The organism is Bradyrhizobium sp. 190, from assembly GCF_023073415.1.
In the GTDB taxonomy this organism is placed as follows: Bacteria; Pseudomonadota; Alphaproteobacteria; order Rhizobiales; family Xanthobacteraceae; genus Bradyrhizobium.
On the sequence record NZ_JADPJL010000077.1, the window covers coordinates 120,828 to 143,053 of the forward strand.

16 protein-coding genes and 1 pseudogene are annotated in these 22,226 nt (G+C 64.0%); 2 read left to right on the forward strand and 15 right to left on the reverse strand.

The features are described from left to right. Positions 1–127: 127 nt before the first annotated feature. Both IVB22_RS38375 and IVB22_RS38380 read left to right on the forward strand, forming a co-directional pair. Positions 128–1,411 carry a multidrug effflux MFS transporter gene (locus tag IVB22_RS38375; protein ID WP_247522328.1) on the forward strand — a complete coding sequence of 428 codons (1,284 nt, stop codon included), beginning with the start codon at positions 128–130 and terminating at the stop codon, positions 1,409–1,411. A 287-nt stretch (positions 1,412–1,698) separates the two neighbouring features. Then, positions 1,699–2,307, forward strand: a complete 609-nt coding sequence (locus tag IVB22_RS38380; protein ID WP_247522329.1) for a WG repeat-containing protein — start codon at positions 1,699–1,701, stop codon at positions 2,305–2,307. 23 nt (positions 2,308–2,330) lie between these two features. Here IVB22_RS38380 and ligA read toward each other — a convergent pair whose 3' ends face one another. The 15 genes and pseudogenes from ligA to murD form a co-directional block, all read right to left on the reverse strand. Beyond that, positions 2,331–4,484, reverse strand: coding sequence for an NAD-dependent DNA ligase LigA (gene ligA, locus IVB22_RS38385; protein WP_247522330.1), 2,154 nt, complete (start codon positions 4,482–4,484; stop codon positions 2,331–2,333). 2 nt (positions 4,485–4,486) lie between these two features. Then, entirely contained in the window at positions 4,487–6,160 is a 1,674-nt protein-coding gene (gene recN / locus IVB22_RS38390) for a DNA repair protein RecN (RefSeq protein ID WP_247522331.1), read from the reverse strand. A 13-nt stretch (positions 6,161–6,173) separates the two neighbouring features. Beyond that, on the reverse strand, positions 6,174–7,055 hold the full coding sequence (locus tag IVB22_RS38395) for an outer membrane protein assembly factor BamD (RefSeq protein ID WP_247522332.1): 882 nt from the start codon (positions 7,053–7,055) through the stop codon (positions 6,174–6,176). 313 nt (positions 7,056–7,368) lie between these two features. Then, positions 7,369–8,328 (reverse strand): UDP-3-O-acyl-N-acetylglucosamine deacetylase, encoded by a 960-nt coding sequence (gene lpxC / locus IVB22_RS38400; RefSeq protein WP_247522333.1) that lies wholly within the window; start codon positions 8,326–8,328, stop codon positions 7,369–7,371. Positions 8,329–8,679: 351 nt separating this feature from the next. After that, the gene (ftsZ, locus tag IVB22_RS38405; RefSeq protein ID WP_247522334.1) at positions 8,680–10,488 is read right to left on the reverse strand and encodes a cell division protein FtsZ; all 1,809 of its coding nucleotides are present in this window, start codon (positions 10,486–10,488) and stop codon (positions 8,680–8,682) included. Positions 10,489–10,578: 90 nt separating this feature from the next. Further along, positions 10,579–11,898 carry a cell division protein FtsA gene (gene ftsA, locus IVB22_RS38410; RefSeq protein WP_247522335.1) on the reverse strand — a complete coding sequence of 440 codons (1,320 nt, stop codon included), beginning with the start codon at positions 11,896–11,898 and terminating at the stop codon, positions 10,579–10,581. After that, positions 11,895–12,881 carry a cell division protein FtsQ/DivIB gene (locus tag IVB22_RS38415; RefSeq protein ID WP_247522336.1) on the reverse strand — a complete coding sequence of 329 codons (987 nt, stop codon included), beginning with the start codon at positions 12,879–12,881 and terminating at the stop codon, positions 11,895–11,897. The genes ftsA and IVB22_RS38415 overlap by 4 nt, the downstream gene beginning before the upstream one ends. Continuing rightward, positions 12,848–13,107: pseudogene (locus IVB22_RS38420) on the reverse strand (D-alanine--D-alanine ligase); the annotation flags it as partial. The gene IVB22_RS38415 and the pseudogene IVB22_RS38420, both read right to left, overlap by 34 nt. A gap of 84 nt (positions 13,108–13,191) precedes the next feature. Further along, positions 13,192–14,184, reverse strand: a complete 993-nt coding sequence (locus tag IVB22_RS38425) for a D-alanine--D-alanine ligase (protein WP_247522337.1) — start codon at positions 14,182–14,184, stop codon at positions 13,192–13,194. Continuing rightward, positions 14,184–15,107: a UDP-N-acetylmuramate dehydrogenase gene (gene murB, locus IVB22_RS38430; RefSeq protein ID WP_247522338.1), complete on the reverse strand. Its 924-nt coding sequence runs from the start codon at positions 15,105–15,107 to the stop codon at positions 14,184–14,186. Before murB ends, IVB22_RS38425 begins: the two co-directional genes overlap by 1 nt. Before the next feature lie 2 nt (positions 15,108–15,109). After that, on the reverse strand, positions 15,110–16,513 hold the full coding sequence (gene murC, locus IVB22_RS38435; protein ID WP_247522339.1) for a UDP-N-acetylmuramate--L-alanine ligase: 1,404 nt from the start codon (positions 16,511–16,513) through the stop codon (positions 15,110–15,112). Positions 16,514–16,671: 158 nt separating this feature from the next. After that, the gene (gene murG / locus IVB22_RS38440) at positions 16,672–17,772 is read right to left on the reverse strand and encodes an undecaprenyldiphospho-muramoylpentapeptide beta-N-acetylglucosaminyltransferase (RefSeq protein ID WP_249805667.1); all 1,101 of its coding nucleotides are present in this window, start codon (positions 17,770–17,772) and stop codon (positions 16,672–16,674) included. Between the two features lie 65 nt (positions 17,773–17,837). Then, positions 17,838–18,989, reverse strand: a complete 1,152-nt coding sequence (gene ftsW, locus IVB22_RS38445) for a putative lipid II flippase FtsW (RefSeq protein WP_247522340.1) — start codon at positions 18,987–18,989, stop codon at positions 17,838–17,840. Between the two features lie 271 nt (positions 18,990–19,260). Continuing rightward, a complete protein-coding gene (locus tag IVB22_RS38450; RefSeq protein ID WP_247522341.1) occupies positions 19,261–20,709 on the reverse strand; it encodes a DUF5107 domain-containing protein in 1,449 nt (482 codons plus the stop codon). A gap of 113 nt (positions 20,710–20,822) precedes the next feature. After that, complete coding sequence (murD, locus tag IVB22_RS38455) at positions 20,823–22,223, reverse strand: UDP-N-acetylmuramoyl-L-alanine--D-glutamate ligase (RefSeq protein WP_247522342.1); 1,401 nt, start codon at positions 22,221–22,223, stop codon at positions 20,823–20,825. Positions 22,224–22,226: the final 3 nt, after the last annotated feature.

The following is a 22,226-nucleotide window of genomic DNA, read 5'->3' on the forward strand; positions in this document are numbered from 1 at the left end:
TGTTGCGCCTGACGAAATACGTCTCGCCTCGCCTCCCGAATTCGGCATGGCCGCATGCTGAAACATCCGTATTCCTGCTGAGCCATTCGGTTAAAAGTCCGATTCAACCAAAACAGGATCGGACTGAATGCACGGCGTCGTGGGCAAGCCGCCCGGCGCGGCGGCGAACAATAACGCCGTCGCGACATCGAAGATCATGCTGCTGATGCTGGTCGCCATGACCGGCGTCGCGCCGATCTCGCTCTATATGCTGGTGCCGGCGCTGCCCGTGCTGGCGACGACGTTCGGCAGCGACATCTCGATCGCACAGATGACGGTGTCGCTGTTCATGGTCGGCATCGCCTGCTCGCAGCTCATCATGGGGCCGCTGTCGGACAAGTTCGGCCGCCGTCCGGTGCTGCTCGCGGGCCTTGCCCTGATGGTGGCGGCCAGCATCGGCTGCTCGCTGGCGCAGACGCTGCCGCAGTTGATCGCCGCGCGGTTCCTGCAGGCGCTCGGCGGCGCCACCGGCATGGTGGTGAGCCGCGCCATCATCCGCGATCTCTACAGCCGCGACCGCATCAGTTCGATGATCAGCCTCGTGATCGCCGTCATGATGGTGGCGCAGATGCTGAGCGCGCTCGTCGGCGGCCTTTTGGAGACTGCGTTCGGCTGGCGCGCGATCTTCTATTTCATCACGGCCGCATCGCTCAGCACTGCCGTGCTGATCACCATCGCGCTACCCGAGACGCGCGGCGACCGCATCGCGAGCAGCAGCTTCCGCGGCGATGTCGGCAAGCTGATCCGCGACCGCGCCTTCCTCGGCTATGTGCTGTGCCAGGTGCTAGCTTCGCAGATCATCTTCGCCTTTGCCGGCGGCGGGCCTTACATCGTGGTAACGCAGATGGGCCGAACCACCGCCGAATATGGCGCCTGGTTTGCGACCACCGGATTTGCCTATCTGGTCGGCAACCTGTTCTGCGTCCGCTTCGCGCCGCGCCATTCGCTGGAGAAGCTGATCTGGTTCGGGCTAGCGCTCCAATTCGCCGGCGCCCTGCTGAACCTTCTCTTGAGCATCGCCGGGACCAACCAGGCGCCGCTCTGGCTATTCGGCACCCAGATGATCGTGATGGTCGCCAACGCCTTCGTAATGAACAACGCCGCGGCCGGCGCCATCAGCGTGCGGCCCGAGGCCGCCGGCACCGCCGCGGGCGCGATGGGCTTCCTGCAGCAGGGCATCGGCGCGCTGGTCTCGCAATTCGGCGCCTATCTCGGCGGCCACTCCACCACCACGCTGCCGTTGACGGCGGCCATATTCGCGCTCTCGATCGCCTGTGCGTCGGCGATGTTCTTTCTCGTGCCACGGCGGGACGTCGTGGTCAGCGAGGAATTGATCAAGAAGGCGGAGGAGGAAGAGTCGGGGATGTTGTGAGAGGTATGAGCGACGTCAGCACCTCACACTCCGCTGTCATCCCCCGCGAAGGCGGGGGATCCAGTACGCCGCGGCTTCTCGATTGATAACCAGCATCTCTGGAATACTGGATCACCCGCCTTCGCCTTCGCGGGTGATGACAACGTGTTGTCGTGCCGATTGGTCGCACCCGACGACGTCATTTCGTCGTTGCGGGCCAGGCAAATCAATCCATCACTTCTTTATGCCGCAATGGATTGCTTTGCTCGCAATGACGGCTGGATACAGTCTGCCCACGACGAGCGTGCATGATGCCGGATTTTCTCAAGATTATTGTACTGGGCGCTCTGTTTGCACTCTCGTCCAAGCCGGTCATAGCAAAAGATCAGGACACGGTCGCGCCAGCGGTGTTCGATTGCTGGGAGCCCGAGCGCACTTTCAAGCGGTGTGCGGCAACCGCCCCTGACGGGCGGCCGCGCTTGAAGCGATCCTATCTGGCTCGACTTCGATATGACCGTGATGGGCTGGCTTCCGTCATGTTGTTCAATGGGACTGACACACGAAAATACCAATGGTTCTACGTTCGACGTGGCGTCATCCCGGTGCCGGTTGAAACAATGGACAACGGCCCGGACTATTTCGAGGATGGTCTCGCGCGGTCGCGGGTCGGAGGCAAGATTGGATACATCGACCGCAAACTCAATCTCGTGATCCCGGCGACGTATGACGGAGCCTATCCGTTCAGGGATGGAGTTGCTGTTGTCTGCACGGCTTGCACGATTGTCTATGACCGCACTGTCACTGAGGGCGAGCGTAGCTGGTACGAGGGCGGACAATGGGGACGCATCGACCGCAGGGGACGTGTGGTCTCACCCTTCCGACTGTGGGTAAAAGGTCAGCGCCTCGAATTCAACTGACGACCGAACTCCACCAACGACCTTCACTCCCCAATCAGCTTGAGCCACTCGTCCTCGGTCAGCACGGCCACGCCAAGCTCACGCGCCTTGGTCAACTTCGAGCCCGCGTCCTCGCCCGCCACGACATAATCCGTCTTCTTCGACACCGAGCCCGCGACCTTGGCGCCGAGGCGCTCCGCCATCGCCTTGGCTTCGTCGCGGGTGAATTTGGTCAGCGAGCCCGTGAACACCACGGTCTTGTCCGAGACCGGCGAGCTCTTGCGCGGCTGTTCGGCCGGCTTCACCTCGATCTCGCGGAGGAGTTCGCCGAGCGCCTTCACATTGCGCGGCTCGGCGAAAAATTCCACCACCGCATCGGCAACGATCTCACCGATGCCGCCGATATTGTTGAGGTCCTGATAGGCCTCGGTGGTGTTCTCCTCGTCCTTCGTTCCCTTGGCCGCGGCCAGCATCGCCTCGCGAAAATTCTCGATCGTGCCGTAGTGCCGCGCCAGCAGCTTGGCGTTGCCCTCGCCGACGTGACGGATACCGAGCCCGAAGATCAGGCGGTGCAGCTCGATCGTGCGGCGGGCATCGATCGCATTAAATAAATTGCGTACCGAAGTCTCACCATAACCCTCGCGCGCCATCAGCTTGGTGGTCGAGCGGGCATCGCGCTTCTGCAGCGTGAAGATGTCGACCGGCGACATCACGAGGCCCTCCTCGTAGAATTCCTGGATCTGCTTGTCGCCCAAGCCGTCGATATCGAACGCCAGCCGCGAAACGAAATGCTTCAGCCGCTCCACCGCCTGCGCCGGACAGATCAGCGCGCCGGTGCAACGGCGCACCGCCTCGTCTTCCTCGCGGACGGCATGACTGCCGCAGACCGGACATGTCTCGGGAAATTTGTAGGGCTTCGCGCTCTTCGGCCGCTTGTCCATGACGACGCTGACGACCTGCGGGATCACATCACCGGCGCGCTGGACAACGACCGTGTCGCCGACACGGAGATCGACGCCGTCACGAATCGGATTGCCGTCGTTGCCGATGCCCTTGATGTAATCCTCGTTGTGCAGCGTCGCGTTCGACACGACGACGCCGCCGACGGTGACAGGCTCCAGCCGCGCCACCGGCGTCATCGCACCGGTGCGGCCAACCTGAATGTCGATGCCATTGAGGATCGTCATCGCCTGCTCGGCCGCGAATTTGTGCGCGATCGCCCAGCGCGGGCTGCGCGACACGAAGCCAAGCCGATCCTGCCAGTCGAGCCGGTCGACCTTGTAGACCACGCCGTCGATATCGTAGCCGAGCGAGGCGCGCTCTTCGCCGATCTTGTTGTAGAATTCCAGGACGGCGTCGACATCCTTGCATAGTTTCGTTAGCGGATTGACGACGAAGCCGGCCTTGTCCATCCAGTCCAGCATGCCGTGCTGCGTATCGGCCGGGCGTTCGTTCATCTCGCCCCAGGTATAGGCGAAGAATTTCAGCGGCCGCGACGCGGTGATCGAAACGTCCTTCTGGCGCAGCGAACCTGCCGCCGAGTTGCGCGGATTGGCGAACACCGTGTCTTCGGCTTCTGCCTGCTTCTTGTTCAGCTCGAGAAAGTCCTTCTTGAGCATGTAGACTTCGCCGCGCATTTCACAGGCCGCGGGAATATTTCGCCCCTTCAGCGTGTGCGGAATATCCTTGATGGTGCGAACGTTGGCGGTGACATCCTCGCCGGTGAAGCCATCGCCGCGCGTCGCCGCGCGGACCAGCTCGCCGTTTTCGTAGCGCAGCGACAACGACAGGCCGTCGATCTTCGGTTCGGCGACAAGTGCCGGAATATGCTCGGTATCGAGCTTGAGAAACCGCCGGATGCGATCGACGAACTCAGTGACGTCCTCATCGCTGAAGGCGTTGCCGAGCGACAGCATCGGAACGGCATGCTGCACTTTCGCAAAGCCGCGTGCGGGCGCCGCGCCAACCTTTTGCGTGGGCGAATCCGTCGTGACGAGATCTGGAAATTTTGCCTCAATGGCCACCAGCCGCTGGCGCAGCGCGTCATAGGCCGCATCCGAAACGGTCGGTGCATCTTTCTGATAATAGCGCTCGTTGTGGGCCTCGATTTCGAGCGACAGCCGCATGTGCTCGACCTTGGCCTGCGCCTTGGTGAGCTTCTCGACTTCAACCAGCGCTTTCGTCGCTTTCGCAGCCATGGTCACGCCGTCGCCGCGCGCAACAGCCGCTCCGCCGCCGCCCTTGCCTCGGCCGTGATCTCGGCACCGGCCAGCATGCGGGCGATTTCCTCGCGGCGGTGGTCGGCGGCGAGCGCGTTGACGCGGGTGGCGACGCGCTTGCCCTTGTCGAGCGCGTCCTTGGAAATGAGCAGATGCTGGTTGGCCCGTGCCGCGACCTGCGGCGCGTGCGTCACCGCCATCACCTGGACCTGGCCGGCCAGCCGCGAAAGCCGCGCACCGATCGCGTCCGCCACCGCGCCGCCGACGCCGGTATCGATTTCGTCGAACACCAGCGTGGGCGCCGAGCCGCGGTCGGACAGCACCACCTTGAGCGCCAGCAGGAACCGCGACAGCTCGCCGCCGGAAGCAACCTTCATCAGCGGGCCTGGCTTGGTGCCCGGATTGGTTTGCACCCAGAATTCGACGCGGTCGATGCCCTGCGGCCCCGGCGACTTCGCGTCGGTTTCAACCTGCGTCATGAATTTTGCGCGTTCGAGTTTTAGTGGCGCCAGTTCGGCGTTCACGGCCTTGTTGAGCTTCTCGGCGGATTTGTTGCGGCCCGCAGAAAGCTTCTCGGCAGCCGCGCCATAGCGCTGGTCGGCCTCGGCAGCGGCGGCTTCCAGTTTCTTCAACCGGTCCGCGCCGGCATCGATCAGCGCGACGTCGGCGACGAATTTGGCGGCGAGCGCCGCCAGCCCGTCGACCGGCGTCGAATATTTGCGCGAGGCGGCGCGCAGCGCAAACAGCCGCTCCTCGATGCGCTCCAACTCGGCGGGATCGAAATCGGCCGCGATCAGGGCTGCGCTGAGATGCTGGTCGGCCTCTTCCAGCGCGTTGATCGCGATATCGATCGCCCTCACCGCCGGCTCGACCAGGGCGGGCGAATTGGCGGCACGGCGTTCGAGGCGGCGCACGGCGGCGGCCAGCGCCGGCACCGGCGAATGGGGGCCGCCGACCGCCTCCTGCGCCTCGCGCAGGTCGCTTGCGATCTTCTCGCCCTGCATCATGATAGTGCGGCGTTCGGCGAGCGCCGTCTCCTCGCCGTCCTTCGGCTTCAACGTCTTCAGCTCGTCGGCGGCGTGACGCAGATAGTCCGCCTCGCGCGCGGCGCGTTCCATGCTGGCGCGATGCGCGTCGAGCGCTTGATTCGCGGTGCGCCGCACTTCCCATAGCGTTTCCACTGCCGCGACCTCTTTCTCCAGTCCGGCAAAGGCGTCGAGCAACTGCCGGTGCGTCGAGGCATCGACGAGGGCGCGCTCGTCATGCTGGCCATGGATCTCGACCAGCGCCGCGCCGACCGCTTTGAGGGTCTGCACGCTGATCGACTGGTCGTTGATGAAGGCGCGGGTGCGGCCGTCGGCAAGCTGTACGCGGCGGAGAATCATTTCGCCGGTATCGTCGAGGCCGTTCTCGGACAGGATCTTTGCCGCCGGATGGCCCTTGGGGACGTCGAAAGTGGCCGTCACCTGGCCCTGCTCCGCGCCATGGCGAACCAAGCCCGCATCGCCGCGGCCGCCGAGCGCCAGCGCGAAGGCATCAAGCAGGATGGATTTGCCCGCGCCGGTTTCGCCGGTCAGCACCGCGAGGCCACGGGAGAATTCGATATCGAGCCGTTCGATCAGGACGATGTCACGGATCGACAGACGCGCCAGCATGCGAAGTAAATTCCTAGCCGAGACCCAATTTCTTGAAGGCCCTGGAAATGTAGGAACCCTTGTTCTCGCTCGGCTCGAGACCGCCCGACTTTACAAGATTATAGGCGTCCTTGTACCAGCGGCTGTCAGGAAAGTTGTGTCCAAGTACGGCCGCCGCGGTCTGCGCCTCGCCGACGATGCCGATCGCCATATAGGCCTCGGTGAGCCGCGCCAGCGCCTCCTCGACATGCCGCGTGGTCTGGTAGCGGGTGACCACGGTCTTGAAACGGTTGATCGCCGGGGTGAAGTCGCGCTTAGCCAAATAATAGCGGCCGACGTCCATTTCCTTGCCGGCGAGTTGGTCGCGCGCGCCTTCGAGCTTGGCCTTGGCGGAGTTGGCATATTCCGAGGTCGGATACTTGCGAATCACCTCTTCCAGCGCCGCGATCGCCTTTTCGGTGCGGCCCTGGTCGCGGGAGATGTCCGGGATCTGGTCGTAATGCGAGGCCGCGATCAGATATTGCGCGTAAGCCGCATCGGAGCTGCCGGGATGCAGGGTGACGTAACGGGTGGCGGCGCCGATGCAGCTGTCGTAGTCGCCGGAATTGTAGAAGGAATAGGCCGACATCAGCAGCGATTTGCGCGCCCAGTCCGAATAAGGGTGCTGGCGGTCGACTTCCTCGAATTTCTTCGACGCCGCCTTGTTATCCTTGCGCTGGTTCATCAGGTACAAGCCCTCATTATAGAGCTTGTCTGCCGGTTCCTCGTTGAAGGTGTCGTCCTTGGCGGTGAACTTGTCCCACAGCGCGCCGGTGCCGCATCCGCTCAAGGGAATGGCGAGCGCAATCAGGCCCGCCACCAGCCGCAGCGACCGTAGTGATTTGCGTGGTTCAAGCGTCATACGCTGTGCCGACATTGAATCTGTGACCTGACGCCTTTGATGCGGTTGATGACTGGAGCCCGCCTGTCCATGAACCGCGATCATGGAAGCCATATTTCCCGTGCCCAAATGCGTAATTCCTCAGGGGCCCGTGGCGCTTGTCGTGCAACCGCGAGCCTCTGTAGCCGAAAAATGGTCCTCAACCAACCGAATACGCAGCCAATTCGCCCGGATTAAGGCGGCGGAACGGGCATCGTTACCAATTGTGGTTACTACGGAAAACGCGTCCGTACGGCAAAGCCCGGCCTTTCACGTCCGACGTCAGTGCATTTCACAAGCGAAGCGAAAGTCAGGAAACGTCCGGACCATAGGCCGGGGCGATCAAGCCGCCCACCATGCCCGCGCCGGCCTCGACATGGGCGCGGGGACGGCGTGCCGGTTCGGCCTCGACCACCCGCCAAGCGCTGCGATCGGCCAACAGGGCTGTCAGCACCGCGTGGTTCAGCTTGTGGCCGCCACGCACCGAGCGGTAGGCGCCGAGCAGCGGCAAACCGGCCAGGGTAAGATCGCCAACCGCATCCAGCGCCTTGTGGCGGGCGCATTCGTCGCTGAAGCGCAGCCCTTCGGTGTTGAGCAGACGGGCGTCATCGAGCACCACGGTATTCTCAAAGGAGGCGCCGCGCGCAAAGCCGGCGCTCCAGAGCCGCGCGACGTCGTTCATGAAGCCAAAAGTCCGGGCGCGGGAAATCTCGCGGCGGAAGCTTTCCGGGTTGAGATCGAGCGAGAAATTCTGGCGGCCGATCACGGGATTGGCGAAATCGATCTCGACCTCGACGCGGAACCCGCCTGCATGGGGTCGCAGCTCGCCGAAGCTATCGCCGATCGCGACCTGCACCGGCTTCAAGATCTGAATGAAGCGGCGCGAGGCCGACTGGGTGACGATGCCGGCCTGATCGATGGCGGCGACGAAGGCCGCCGCGCTGCCGTCCATGATCGGAACTTCCGGACCGTCGACTTCGATGATGGCGTTGTCGACGCCCATGCCGCGCAAGGCAGCGAGCACATGTTCGGCGGTGGAAACCAGCGGGCCTTCGCGGTCGCCGAGAACGGTAGCGAGATCGGTGGCGGTCACGGATTCCGCGATTGCGGGAACTTCGCGGTCGGCCTCATCAAGGCCGGTGCGGACAAAAATAAAACCCGCATCCACAGGTGCCGGTCCAAGCGTCAGGCTGACAGGTAAACCGGAATGAACGCCAACACCCGTTACGGTGGCTTGCGCACGAAGCGTCGTTTGGCGGCTGAATTTCATCGATAACTGCCCACTACCCGACTTAACCTAAAGACTGGAACCACGCGTGAGCGCCGATTCGCGTTCTAGGCATCCCCAAGTCACGGCAAACCATAGTCATTTCCCAAAGCGCGCCAACTCACGCTTCTTTACGGATTGTTACCCTATCTCTGCCGCAATCGCGCCAAGGGTTAACCAAACTCCGGCGCGGCCGAGGGCCGTTTCAGCTGTATTATCCGATCATGGAATGAATAATTAATCATTTAAAATCAGTTGCTTGAGTGGTCAACCGAGGCTCGCCACCACCCCAAAGAGAAGGGCCCCGGCTGGGTCAGCCGGGGCCACTTGGCTTGCCTCAATTGTTACAAAACCTCAGTTGGCCTGGCGTCGGAGGAAGGCCGGGATATCAAGATGGTCGTCGCCCTGTGGCGTCGGCGCAACAGGTGCCGGGCGGCCATGGACGTCCAAACCCTGCGGCGCCGGGCGCTTAGCGTACTCCGATACCGGCTCGTGATTCGCCGCCATTTGCTGGGCGACGGTGCGCTGCGGCTTGCGATCGGGCAGCGGCGCCATCGCGGGACCGGAGGCGCGGGCCGCGATCGGCGGCTCGGTCTCTTCGTCGCGGCGGCCGAGGCCGACATTGGCAAGCCGCTGCAATAGCGACAGCCGGGTCTTCTGCGGATGCTCCTCCTCGCCGTCGCCGCGGGCCTGCCGGATTTCGGCCTGCGCCGGCATCGGGAGATCCTCGAATTTCGGCATCCGCGGCGAGCGGGACGGCGGACGCTCGGCCGCCTGCGGGATGAAGGTTTCCGGTGTCGCAGGCTGCTCGGGCTCGACGCGGGCGGCCTCGTTATGATCCGGGAACAAGGTCGGCTTCTGCGCGATCGGGCGGACCGTGACATCGCCATAGGACGCCGGCTGGATCGGAGCCTGTTGCGGCGTCTCGACCGCCGCGGCGATCGCGGCGAGCGCTGCACGCTCGACATTGCTGGCTGCGCGGTGCGCCGACGCGACGGCAGGGGCCTGCGCGGGAACCGGAGCAACCGCCTGCGGCGCGGGCGCTGGCTCGAGCTTCTGGGCGCGTTCGGCCAGGCGGGCATTGTCGGCGCGAAGGCGAGCGGTCAGTTCGGCCAGACGGTTGTCGGGCGTGGACGTGCCGGTGGCCGTCGCAGTGGCAGCGACCGCCGGAGCGGCGGCGGCATTGCGCGCGATCTGCGCCTGCTCGATACCCGTGGCGACGACGGAAACGCGGATGATGCCGTCGAGCGTTTCGTCGAAGGTGGCGCCGACGATGATGTTGGCGTCCTGATCCACTTCCTCGCGAATCCGGGTAGCGGCTTCGTCGACTTCGAACAGCGTGAGGTCCTTGCCGCCGGTGATCGAGATCAACAGGCCGCGGGCGCCCTTCATCGATGAGTCGTCGATCAGCGGGTTGGCGATCGCGGCTTCGGCTGCGGTCAGCGCCCGCTTATCGCCGGTGGCTTCGCCGGTGCCCATCATCGCCTTGCCCATCTCGCGCATCACGGCGCGGACGTCGGCGAAGTCGAGGTTGATCAGGCCTTCCTTGACCATCAGATCGGTAATGCAGGCAACGCCCGAATAGAGCACCTGGTCAGCCATCGCGAAGGCGTCGGCGAAGGTGGTCTTTTCGTTGGCGACCCGGAACAGGTTCTGGTTCGGGATGATCAAGAGCGTATCGACCACCTTGTGCAGTTCGGCAATGCCGGACTCGGCGGTGCGCATGCGGCGCATGCCCTCGAAGTGGAACGGCTTGGTCACGACGCCAACGGTAAGGATGCCCATTTCGCGCGCGGTCTTGGCAATCACCGGGGCTGCTCCGGTGCCGGTGCCGCCGCCCATGCCGGCGGTGACGAACACCATGTTGGCGCCCGAGAGATGGTCGCGAAGCTCGTCGATGACCTCCTGCGCCGCCGCCGCGCCGACATCAGGCTGGGACCCCGCGCCGAGGCCCTGCGTCACCTGCGTGCCCATCTGCACGATGCGCTGGGCCTTCGACATGGTCAGGGCCTGCGCGTCGGTGTTGGCGACGACGAAATCGACGCCCTGCAACCCGGCAGTGATCATGTTATTGACGGCATTGCCGCCTGCTCCACCGACGCCGAAGACGGTAATCCGCGGTTTCAGCTCACTGATGTCAGGGGGGGTCAGATTGAGTGCCATGGGTGCCTCTCGATTACGACGCGCGCTTTGGTTCGCCCGGGCCGGCGGCCGCGGGATTTGGTGAAAATCGTTTGGTTACTGGACCGGTCATCAGAAGCCCTCGCGAAGCCATCGTCCGACCTTTCCGAAATAGCCGTCAGTCCCTGTCCTGAGCTGCCGCGTATGCCGCGGTTCGACGTGTTCCAGATGAGCGTATTGCGGATAGACCAAGAGGCCGGTCGGCACCGCGAACGAGGCGCTCTTGGCCTCGTTGGGCAGCCGACCGAAACCGAGCGGACGGCCGATCCTGACCGGCCGGTTGAGAATGCGCGTGGCGAGTTCGACGGTGCCGGTCAGCTGGGACGCGCCGCCGCTCAAGACAACCCGCGCCCGCGGCTCTGCCGCAAAGGGGGAATCCGCGAGCCGGTCCCGGACCATTTCAAAAATCTCCTCGGCGCGATGCCGGACGATGTTCGCGATCGTGGCGCGCGAGACGATCTGCGGCGCATCGTGTTCCTCGCCTGCAGTCGGAACAGACATCAGCTCGCGCGCGTCGGACCCGCCGGTCAGCACGGTCCCATATAAAGTCTTGATTCGCTCGGCATCCGCAATGCATGCGCCGACGCCGCGTGCAAGATCCATCGTCACGTGCTGCCCGCCGAGCGCAAATCCGCTGGCATGAACGAAGCGGCCGGCCGAATAGGTCGCAATCGTGGTGGATCCGGCCCCCATTTCGATCACGGCGGCGCCGAGATCGGCCTCGTCGTCGGTCAACACGGACAGGCCTGCGACATAAGGACTCGCCGCCATGGCTTCGACATTGAGATGGCAGCGCTCGACCACCAGCATCAGGTTGCGCGCAACCGTTGCGTCCGCCGTCACCACGTTCATGTCGACGCCGAACTGCCGGGCAACCATGCCGCGGGGGTCGCGGATGCCCTTGACGCCATCCAGCGCGTAGCCGACCGGCAACGCATGCAGCACCGTGCGCCCCTCGCCGGTGGCGTGGCGCATGCCGGTGGAGGTCACCCGTGTGACGTCATCTGCGGTAACGGCGCCACCGCGAATATCGGCCGCGGCCTCGACCAGCTGGCCCTGCAGCCGGCCGCCGGAAACCGACAGCAATATTGACTCAACACGGACCTTGGCCATGCGCTCGGCCAGCGCCACCGCCTGGCGCACCGCCTGCTCGCATTCGGCGAGATCGACCACGGAGCCTGCCTTGACGCCGCGCGACTGGATCTGGCTGTAGCCGATCAATTCCACCGCATGGGTGCGGCCGCGCAGCGCGTCGTTCGCCGGCGACGGCTTCAGCCGCGCGATCATGCAGGCGATCTTGCTGGTGCCGACATCGAGCGACGCCACCAGCGCCGTGCGCTTGTGATCGACGGGACGCGTCTTCGGGGTCTGGTTGCGATCGAGGCCGGTCATGCGTCACCGGCCTTTTTCTTTGGTTTCTTTTCCTTGAACAGTTCTTCGCGGGCCTTGGCCGCGTCCTCAGACAGTTGCACCGTCAAGCGGTCCGGCAGGCGCATGTCGACGGCGACGATGTCGCGCGAGAACAGCCGGTCGTCCTTGTCCAGCTTGCTCAGCATGGCAAGCGCGTTGCCGACGTCGTTCTCCGGCAGGCGAATGTCGAGGCCGTCCTTCAGCCGCAAATTCCAGCGCCGTTCGCCGACGAAGATCGCAGCCTTGGTCGCTGCGCGAACCTGCGGATAGCGGTCCAGAAGGGCGAGGAAGTCGCGGGCCTTGACGTCGGCGCCCTTGCCCACCACCAGCGGCAGCGTCACGAAGCGGCGCGACACGTAGGGCTCCAGCACCGCGCCATCTTCCGAGATCACGGACAGCCGGCCGTCCTGCTGCCACAGCGCGAACGCCGTGCGCTCGACGATGTCGATCTGCAGCCGGCCCGGATAAAGCTTCAAGATGGTCGCGTCTGATATCCAGGGATTCGCCTTGAGCTTGTCGCGCAGGGTGGTGGCATCGAGAAACAGCAGCGAAGAGCGGCCATTGACGCCACCGATCGCGAGCACCTCGTCCTGGCTCAACTGCTTGCGGCCGTTGATGGCAACCTCGGTGATGCGGAACCCGGCTGAATTGGCCAACGCGTTGCGGGTGTCGCTGAGCGCAACCATGAATTCGTCAACATGACCGCCCTTGACGATCCCAAGGCCGGCGCTGCCGAGCAACATCAGCGCGGTCAGGGTGACGCCGAGGCGATTCGGAAGATGACGTTCGACCAGACGGACCAGGCGATTCGGCGGCTCGCGATCGACCACGCGCTTTGCCGGGACGCGGGCACGAAGGCCCAGCCGCTCGCGCAGCAGCACGGCCGCTCCAATAGCGGCCGCTTTCAGGTCAGCTTGGGGCCCCAGCGATCTCACCGACCGAGCGAGGCGTCCTGCACCATCCATTGCACGAGCCTGTCCAAGTGTTGTTCCCGCAAGCATTTTTGCGGGTTCCGGCCCATGTGACGCCTCGGTCTTGCCGGACTTGGTGCTGATCTGAAGTCGGAACAGCGCACGCCCCGGAGCCAAGCGCAACATGCGCCGCCAGCGTTAACCTTCGGACTTCCTGGTAAACAAAGTGTAAATTCGGGGCGCTGCGGACGCGCTTTGGTGCGTCTTTTGAGTGGTTTGCCCCACAATTCTTAGGATTTTAGCAATAATTCTCGTGGCGAGGTTAGTTCCGGGTTAACGACCTGTTAATGGCTTGTGCGGCCGGTCAAACCCGCTCGCGGCTGCGCCGTTCGGCCAGCGTGATCTGATCACGCAGAAAATCCGGGAATTCGATCCCCTGCGCCTTCAGCGCCTTCGGGTAGAGCGATGCGGCGGTCAAGCCTGGCAGCGTGTTGGTTTCCAGGTAAACTAGCCCCTTCGCCGAGACAATGAAGTCGGTCCGGGAGTAACCGCTGCACGACAGCGCCCGGTGCGCCCGCAGCGCCTGGTCCATGAGCGCGGCGCTGATTTCGGGCGAAAATCGCCCCGGACAGATCTCCTGGGTCGATTTCAGCAGGTATTTCGCCGCGTAGTCGAACGCGCCATCCGCGGGCACGATCTCGATCGGCGGCAGCGAAAACATCGAGCCGTCCGACTGCTCCAGCACGCCGCAGGTCGCCTCCACTCCTGAGACGAACGGCTCGATCAGATATTCCTCTGTCTTGGCGGCGTTGCGGACGGCGACAAGATCCTGCTGCGCATTGACGAAGATCAGGCCGTAGCTCGATCCATCCCGCGCCGGCTTTGCAATCAGCTTGCCGTATTCGGCGAACGCCGCGTCGAGGTGTTCCAGGGTGACGCTGGCCGGCGTTGCTACGCCCGCTATCGCGGCGAATCGTTTGGCCGCCACCTTGTCCAGGGCGAGATTGGACGACGCCGAGCCGGAGCCGGTGAAGGGAATCCCACGCAGTTCGCACATCGCCTGCAATTCGCCGTTCTCGGCCCGGCCGCCATGCAGGCCGAGCACCAGCACGCGATCCTCGGACTTCGCCTTGTCGAGCGCCGCTTCGAGCGGCAGGCCGCGGTTGCCGGGCTTGAATTCATCCTCGAACGGACGCGCGTGCCCGAGCAGCTTCTGCGACGCGACCTCATGCACGGTATCGGCAACGTCCCAGAACCAGAGATCGGCTTCGGGCAACGCCCGATGCAGCGCCTGGCCGCTCGCGACCGAGACCAGCCGCTCCGTGTTAGTGCCGCCAAAGAGAATGGTAATCCGCATCAGCTTTGCTCGATTCCGATCCTTTTGATTTCCCAGTGTAGCTCAATTCCAGAATTCGCTTTAACCCGCTCGCGCACGGTTTCACCCAGCGTTTCAATATCATGCCCGGTAGCATTACCGGTGTTGATGAGGAAATTGCAGTGCATTTCCGAGACCTGCGCCCCACCGACGCGCAAGCCCCGGCAGCCGGCAGCGTCGATCAGTTTCCACGCGCTGTTGCCGGGTGGATTCTTGAAGGTCGAACCACCGGTTTTTTCGCGAATCGGCTGGGCGGTTTCGCGATGGTTCTGCACCTCGTTCATCCGCGCGCGAATGGTTTCGGGGTCGGCGATGGCGCCGCGAAAACGCGCGGAGGTGAAAATGATCGATGGGTCGACGCCGCTGCTGCGATAGACGAACTTCATGTCGGCATTGTTGAAGATGTGTTTCGTACCGTCGCGGCCGATGCCGACGGCCTCGACTAGTACATCCTTGGTCTCGCTGCCATTGGCGCCAGCATTCATCCGCAGCGCGCCGCCGATGGTGCCGGGGATACCGAAGAAGAATTCCATGCCACCTATATTGGCGGCTGACGCGGTCTCCGCCACCCGCTTGTCGAGCGCGGCCGTACCCGCGCTGACGATATCGCCCGACGCAGATGTCTCGCCGAACGCCCGCGGCGACAGGCGGATCACCACACCCGCCATGCCGCCGTCGCGCACGATCAGGTTGGAGCCGACGCCGACGACATAGACCGGCAATTCCTTCGGAAGCAGCTTTAAGAAGTACGCAAGATCGTCCTCATCCGCCGGCGTAAACAGCACCTGCGCCGGCCCGCCGACACGAAACCACGTCAGCTCCGCCAGCGACTGGTTCGCCAGCAAGCGCCCGCGCAGTTGCGGCATGGCGGCTTTCAGTTCGGATGTGATGTCGGGGAATGCCACCGCTAACCCAAAGCCTTCAATTCGCCCGGCAAGGCGTAGGCCCATTGCGTGATGTTGCCGGCGCCCAGGCAGACGACGAGATCGCCGGGGGCGGCGATGCCGCGAACGACTTTCGCCAGCTCCGCCGAACTCGGCAGCGGAATCACCTCGCGATGGCCGTGCGTGCGCAAGCCGAGCACGAAATGGTCGCGGTCGATGCCTTCGATCGGCGCCTCGCCGGCCGGATAGACCTCGGCGACGATGACCGCGTCCGCATCATTGAAGCAGGTGCAGAATTCCTCGAACAGCGATTGCAGGCGGGTGAAGCGGTGCGGCTGCACCACGGCGATGATCTTGCCGTTGGCGGATTCACGCGCCGCTTTAAGAACGGCCGCGATCTCGACGGGGTGATGGCCGTAATCGTCGATCACGGTGACGCCGTTCCATTCGCCGGTCCGGGTGAAACGCCGCTTGACGCCGCCGAAGCCTGCGAGCGCCTTGCGGATCGCCTCGTCGGAAATGCCGAGCTCGTGCGCCACCGCGATCGCCGCCGTCGCATTTGAGGCGTTATGGCGTCCCGGCATCGGCAGCATGATGTCCGCGATCTCGTGGGTGGCGTCGGTCTTGCGGTTTCGGAACACGACCTTGAATTTGGAGCCGCCGCCGGTCGGTGTCAGATCGACCAGCCGCGCGTCGGCCTGCGGGTTCTCGCCATAGGTGATGATGCGACGGTCCTCGATCCTGCCGACGATTGACTGCACCACGGGATGATCGATGCACATCACGGCAAAGCCGTAGAACGGCACGTTCTCGACGAAATTGCGGAACGCGTCCTGCACGGCCTCGAACGTCTTGAAGTGGTCGAGATGTTCAGGGTCGACGTTGGTAACGATGGCCACATCCGTCGGCAGTTTCAGGAACGTGCCGTCGCTCTCGTCGGCTTCGACCACCATCCAGTCGCCGGCCCCCAGCCGCGCATTGGTGCCATAGGCATTGATGATGCCGCCATTGATCACGGTCGGGTCGAGATTACCGCCATCGAGCAGGGCTGCGACCATCGAGGTGGTCGTGGTCTTGCCATGGGTGCCGGCAATCGCGACGCAGCTCTTCAGCCGCATCAGTTCGGCCAGCATTTCGGCGCGACGCACCACCGGAATGCGCTGGGCGCGGGCCGCCATCAATTCGGGATTGTCGCGCTTGATCGCGGTCGAGACCACGACCACGTCGGCGCCGTCGACATTCTCGGCCTTGTGGCCGACCGAGACCGTGACGCCCTTCTCCCGCAGCCGCGCGACATTGCCGCTCTCGGAGGCGTCCGAGCCCTGCACGATGTAGCCGAGATTGACGAGCACCTCGGCGATGCCGCTCATGCCGATGCCGCCGATCCCGACGAAGTGAATGGGTCCGATCTCGCGCGGCAGTCTCATGAAGCATCCTTAATCGTCATCATCCGCCTTGTGCGCAATTGCGCACAGGAGCGGATGACCCAGTATCCCGCGAAGCTGAGGCTCAAATCAGGCGCCGCAGAGTACTGGATGCCCCGCTTTCGCGGGGCATGACAAGGGGCAATTTTGCACGCGACGGCCTAGATTCCGGCGGTTTTCATCACCAGATCGGCCAGCCGTTCCGCGGCATCCAGCCGGCCCACCTTGCGGGCGGCGGCGGCCATCGCGGTCAGCCGCGCCGGTTCGGCGGCAAAGGCGGAGATTTCCGCTGCCAGCCGGTCGGGCGTGAATTCGGCCTGCGGAATCCGTAAAGCCCCGTCCACCTGGGCCAGCACGCCCGCATTGGCGAACTGGTCCTGGTCGATCGCGCCGGGCAGCGGCACCAAAATCGAGGGCCGGCCGATCGCGGCGAGTTCCGCCACCGTGCCGGCGCCGGAGCGCGAGACCACGAGATGGCTGGACGCCAGCCGCGCCGGCAGGTCGGTAAAGAACGGCGCGAGTTCGGCATTGATCCTGCGCCGCTCATAGATCGAGCGCACCCGCCCCATGTCTTCCTTGCGGACCTGCTGCGTCAGAAGCAGGCGACTCCACAGCATCGGCTCCAGCTTTTCGATTGCGCCCGGCACGATATCGCTCATGACCCGCGCGCCCTGGCTGCCGCCGACCACCAGCACGCGCAGCGGTCCGTTCGGTTCCGGAGACGCAAACGGCACGGCGGCGGCCGTGAGGACCGCGGGGCGCATCGGCGTGCCGACGGTCGTCGTCTTGCCTGCGAGATCGGGATCGCGATCGAGCACGCCCGGCAGCGAGGTGGCAATGGCGTTGACGCGACGGGAAAGAAAGCGGTTGGCGCGGCCGAGCACGGCATTGGCGTCGTGAATGATACCGGGCACGCCGAGCAGCCTTGCCGCCATCAGCGGCGGCAGCGTCGGATAACCGCCAAAGCCGACCACGGCGGCGGGTTTTAGCCGCCGCACCAGTCTGGCGGCAACCAGCGTGCCGTAACTGAGCATGTAAGCGGTGCGCACCAGCGACATCAGCGAGCGGCCGCGCACGGTCTCGCTCGGCACCACGTCGATATTGTCAGGGGTGAACAGGCCGCTGTAGCGCAGCGCGCGGGCGTCGGTTGCGAGACGCACGCGCAAGCCGCGCTTGATGAGCTCGACGCCCAGCGCTTCGGCGGGAAACAGATGACCGCCGGTGCCGCCCGCGGCGAGTAGAATGAGAGGCACGTTTTCCATGATTTCAAATAGCCGACGCGGCGACGCTAGTCACGCCCCATAGCGTTTTCAGAACCGATAAGGTTCTACGCGTAGCCCCGCGCCGCGCCTGCCGCGTTCATCGATTCCACCTCGGTGCTCGGGCGTTGCCGGGTCAGCGCCAGCATCATGCCGATCCCATAGGCCAGCGAGATCATCGACGAGCCGCCATAGGAGATGAAGGGCAGCGTCATGCCCTTGGCGGGGATCAGTTGCAGATTGACCGCCATGTTGATCGCGGCCTGCACGCCGAACAGGATCGCAAGCCCCGACGCCGCAAAGCGCGCGAACATATCCTCGTTCGAATAGGCGCGCGTCAGCGTCCGGATCACGACGAAGGCGAACAGCGAAACCAGCGCCAGGCACAGGATGATGCCGAACTCTTCGGCGGCCACCGCGAACACGAAGTCGGTATGGCTGTCCGGCAGGCTGCGTTTGGCGATGCCTTCGCCGGGGCCGAGGCCGAACCAGCCGCCGTTCCAGAATGCTTCCATCGCCATGTCGACCTGGAAGGTGTCGCCGGAGGCCGGGTTCATGAAGCGGCGGATGCGGCCTGCGACGTGCGGCACCAGAAGATAGGCGCCGAACAATCCGGCCGCCGAGATGCCGGCAAGGCCGGCCACCCAGATCATCCTCATGCCTGCGATGAAGAACAGCGCGCCCCACACCATCAGGATCAGCATGGTCTGGCCGAAATCCGGTTCCATGACCAAAAGAGCCACCAGCGTCAGCAAGAGCACGATCGCCATCGACGTTGCCGGCATTTCCGGCCGCCTGGTCGATTCCGCAAACAGCCACGCCGCCATCACCACGAAAGCGGGTTTTGCGGATTCGGAGGCCTGGATGTTGACGCCAAGCAGCGTGATCCAGCGCCGCGATCCCTTCACCTCCGCGCCGAAGACCAGCGTCGCCACGATCAGCAGGATCGAGACCACGAACACCAGCAACGCGAGGCGGCGGATATGCTTCGGAGACAGGAACGATACGCCGATCAGCACCATCAAGGACGGCAACAGGAACAGCACGTGCCGGCCGAAGAAATGAAAAGGATCGAGCCCGATCCGCGTCGCCACCGGCGGGCTTGCCGCCAGCGACAGGATGACGCCGCCCAGCATCAGCGCCATGATCGCGCCGAGCAGCAGCTTATCCACGGTCCACCACCAGTCCGAAAACGGCGTGCGTTGGTCACGGGCGAGCATGGGCGTCCCCAAATGGCAGAGGTAACGCCCATTGGTGGCGCAGGATGGTTTACGGGGGGTTAACGGGGGCGGTAACTTCTAAGATGGGAGCGCACCTCACAAAAGGTCGTCATACCCGCGAAGGCGGTATCCAGTACGCCGCGGCTTCTCAGCTCAACTACCGCCGTCTCTGGAATACTGGGTCGGTTAGCGAAGTTGATGGGTTTCGCGGAGTTTATCATCGGGCCGGCCGGAGGCCGGACCCGATGGCTCTACCCATCCTACGGTCAGATCACTTTATTCTTGTCTCGGCCGCGATCAGCTCTTTGCCTTCGGCGGTCGTGATCGTCAGCCGCACCTGTTCGCCGCTGTGGCCTGCAGGAACCCCTACGGAAATGCGATTTCCGTTTTTCGGGTCGGCTTTCACGGCGTCGTTGAACAATATCGCATCGCCGCGCTTAAACGTGACGCGCAACGGCTTGGCCGGTTCGATGCTGAAGAACTGAAGGTTCACGCTCGATGCCGCCGCCGAGAAATTGATCAGGATATTCTCGTTCGCAGCCGTCACGTTGCTCATGCCGACGATCGGGCTGTAGGTCTCCGGAATCGACACTTCGCTCCGCGCGGGAAGCTTGGCGCGGTGGAAAAACTGGTCCGACACGCCGGCCCACAATTCGACGTAAGGCCGCGCTTCGTTCGGGTCCTTGCGTGCGTCGGTCTCGTTCGTGAACGACTGATATCCCCACGTCCACATCTTCAGGCCCGGCGTGACCCTATTGTCGGCGATGCGGATGATCCCCTCCTCGTTGTCGTGATTGATCACACCCCAAAAATTCCCGCCCTGCATATCGGGCGCCGCGTAGGCGATGCCCATCGTCGGCCAATTCCTGAAGTAGCGCAGTTTTTCGAAACGGCTCCTGCCCTGACCCAAGCTCTCGTCGCCTTCGGACAGATTGGCCGACCAGCGGGGTGTGCTGTAGGCCTCGATCGGCGCGACGATTTCGGCGCCGCCGGTCGTCTTCGGATTATTCGGATCCGATCCCGGCGCGAGCGTCGTGCACGTCCAGTACTCGTAATCGATCGCCCTGGGTTGCGAGTTTTTCAGCACCACGCGCGCATCAAGTGCGGCGCGATCGGCTTTCAGCGTGACATAGTAAGTCGCTTCGATGCCCGTCGAACCCTTGAGGAACTGGCTTGGTGCGGCAGAATATGCGGCATCATCCTTGAGCGACATCGACACCGTCACTTCGCCGGCGCTCTCCTTCACCACCTTGAAATTCCACGGCTTCAGCCACGCCCTGCCGTGCTCGGCATCCGGGAAGGTGGGGAAGATGCCGCCATACACCATCAGCCAGTCGTAATAAAAGACGCCGGCCGTCATCCCGTAGGGTACGCCCACCTCAGTGCGATAGAGTTGTTCGTGGCCGGTCGGCTTGTAAATGATGGAAAGAATGCGCCCGCCAAATTCGGGGACGAGCGTTACCTTCAGATAACGATTCTCGAGCACGTGGGTCCTGAACGTGCGATCGACGATGGTCTTCTTGTCGAGCGACCCGCTGACGAATCCGTTCTCCGCAGAGGTCGCGTAGTTGACGGTGCTCCACGAAATCGTCGACTCGGTGAGAGTCACGCCGTCGGACGCCAGCGAAGCCGTCCCTGCGACGGTATGAAGCGCAACGGTCGCTGAAAGCACTGCAACCACGAAACGGACACGGGCACGTGAGGGAGCATGAACTGCCATTTGCGACGCCCTCGAAGGAGCAGGATGTAGGATGGGTAGAGCGCAGCGAACCCCATCAATCCGACACCGCAGCGATGGGTTTCGCTGCGCTCTACCCATCCTACAGTCTGCGCTCACACCACCGGCTTGACGCCCGGCAACGCCGTCACCAGATCGCGAAACTTGGCGCCGCGAATTTCGAAGTTGCGATACTGGTCGAACGAAGCGCAGGCGGGCGACAGCAGCACGACCGGATCGGCGATCCCTGAGGCCTCTGCGTCGCGCGCGGCGCTGGCGACGGCGACATCGAGCGTCTCTGAAATTTCGTGTGCCACGCGCTCGCCGAGCGTGCCGGAAAATTCCGGCGCGGCCTCGCCGATCAGATAGGCTTTTCGGATGCGCGGGAAATATTCGGTCAGGCCGGTAATGCCGCCCTGCTTCGGCTTGCCACCGGCGATCCAGAAGATATCGGCGAACGACGACAGCGCATGCGCGGCGGCATCGGCATTGGTGCCCTTGGAGTCGTTGACGAACAGCACGTTGCCGCGGCGGCCGACCTGCTCCATGCGGTGCGCCAGGCCCGGAAAGCTGCGCAGGCCGTTCTGCAACGTGTCAGTCGAGATGTCCATCGCCAGCGCGCAGGCCGAGGCGCAGGCGGCATTTTGCGCGTTGTGCAGGCCGCGCAGCGAACCGATGCCGCCCAGCCTTGCGATCTCGCGGCGCGCGCCGCCGGAGGCCTGCACGATGGTCTCGCGCTCGACATAGATCCCGTCGGGCAGCGGGTTCTTCACTGATATCCGCACCACGCGCTTGCCGGCCTGGTCGAGCCGGTCGGCGATGTTGCGGGACCAGCCATCATCGACCCCGACGATCGACGTGCCCTGCGGCTGCACGCCGGCAACCAGCCGCGCCTTGACGGCGGCGTAGTGCTCCAGCGTACCGTGGCGGTCGATATGGTCTTCGCTGATATTGAGGAGAATGCCGACCGACGGATCGAGCGAGGGCGCCAGATCGATCTGGTAGGACGACATCTCAACCACATGCACACGCCCGATGCGCGGCGGTTCCAGCGACAGGATCGCGGTGCCGATATTGCCGCCCATCTGGGTGTCGTAGCCTGCCACCTTCATCAGATGCGCAATCAGAGCCGTGGTGGTCGACTTGCCGTTGGTGCCGGTGATCGCGACGAACGGCGCGTCCGGCGCATGGCGACGGCGCTCGCGGCAGAACAATTCGATGTCGCCGATCACCTCAATGCCGGCCTGCCGCGCCATCAGCACCGACCAATGCGGCGCCGGATGGGTGAGCGGCGCGCCGGGCGTCAAGATTAGCGCCGAGAAATTCGACCACGACACCGTGCGCAGATCGGCGGTGGTGAAACCGGCCTGCGCCGCCTTGGCGATATTGTCCGCGCTGTCGTCGCCGGCGATCACTTCCGCGCCGCCCGCTTTCAGGGCGTGACAGCTTGCAAGGCCGGAACCGCCGAGGCCGAAGACGGCGACCGTCTTGCGTGCAAAGGAGGTGACGGGAATCATCGC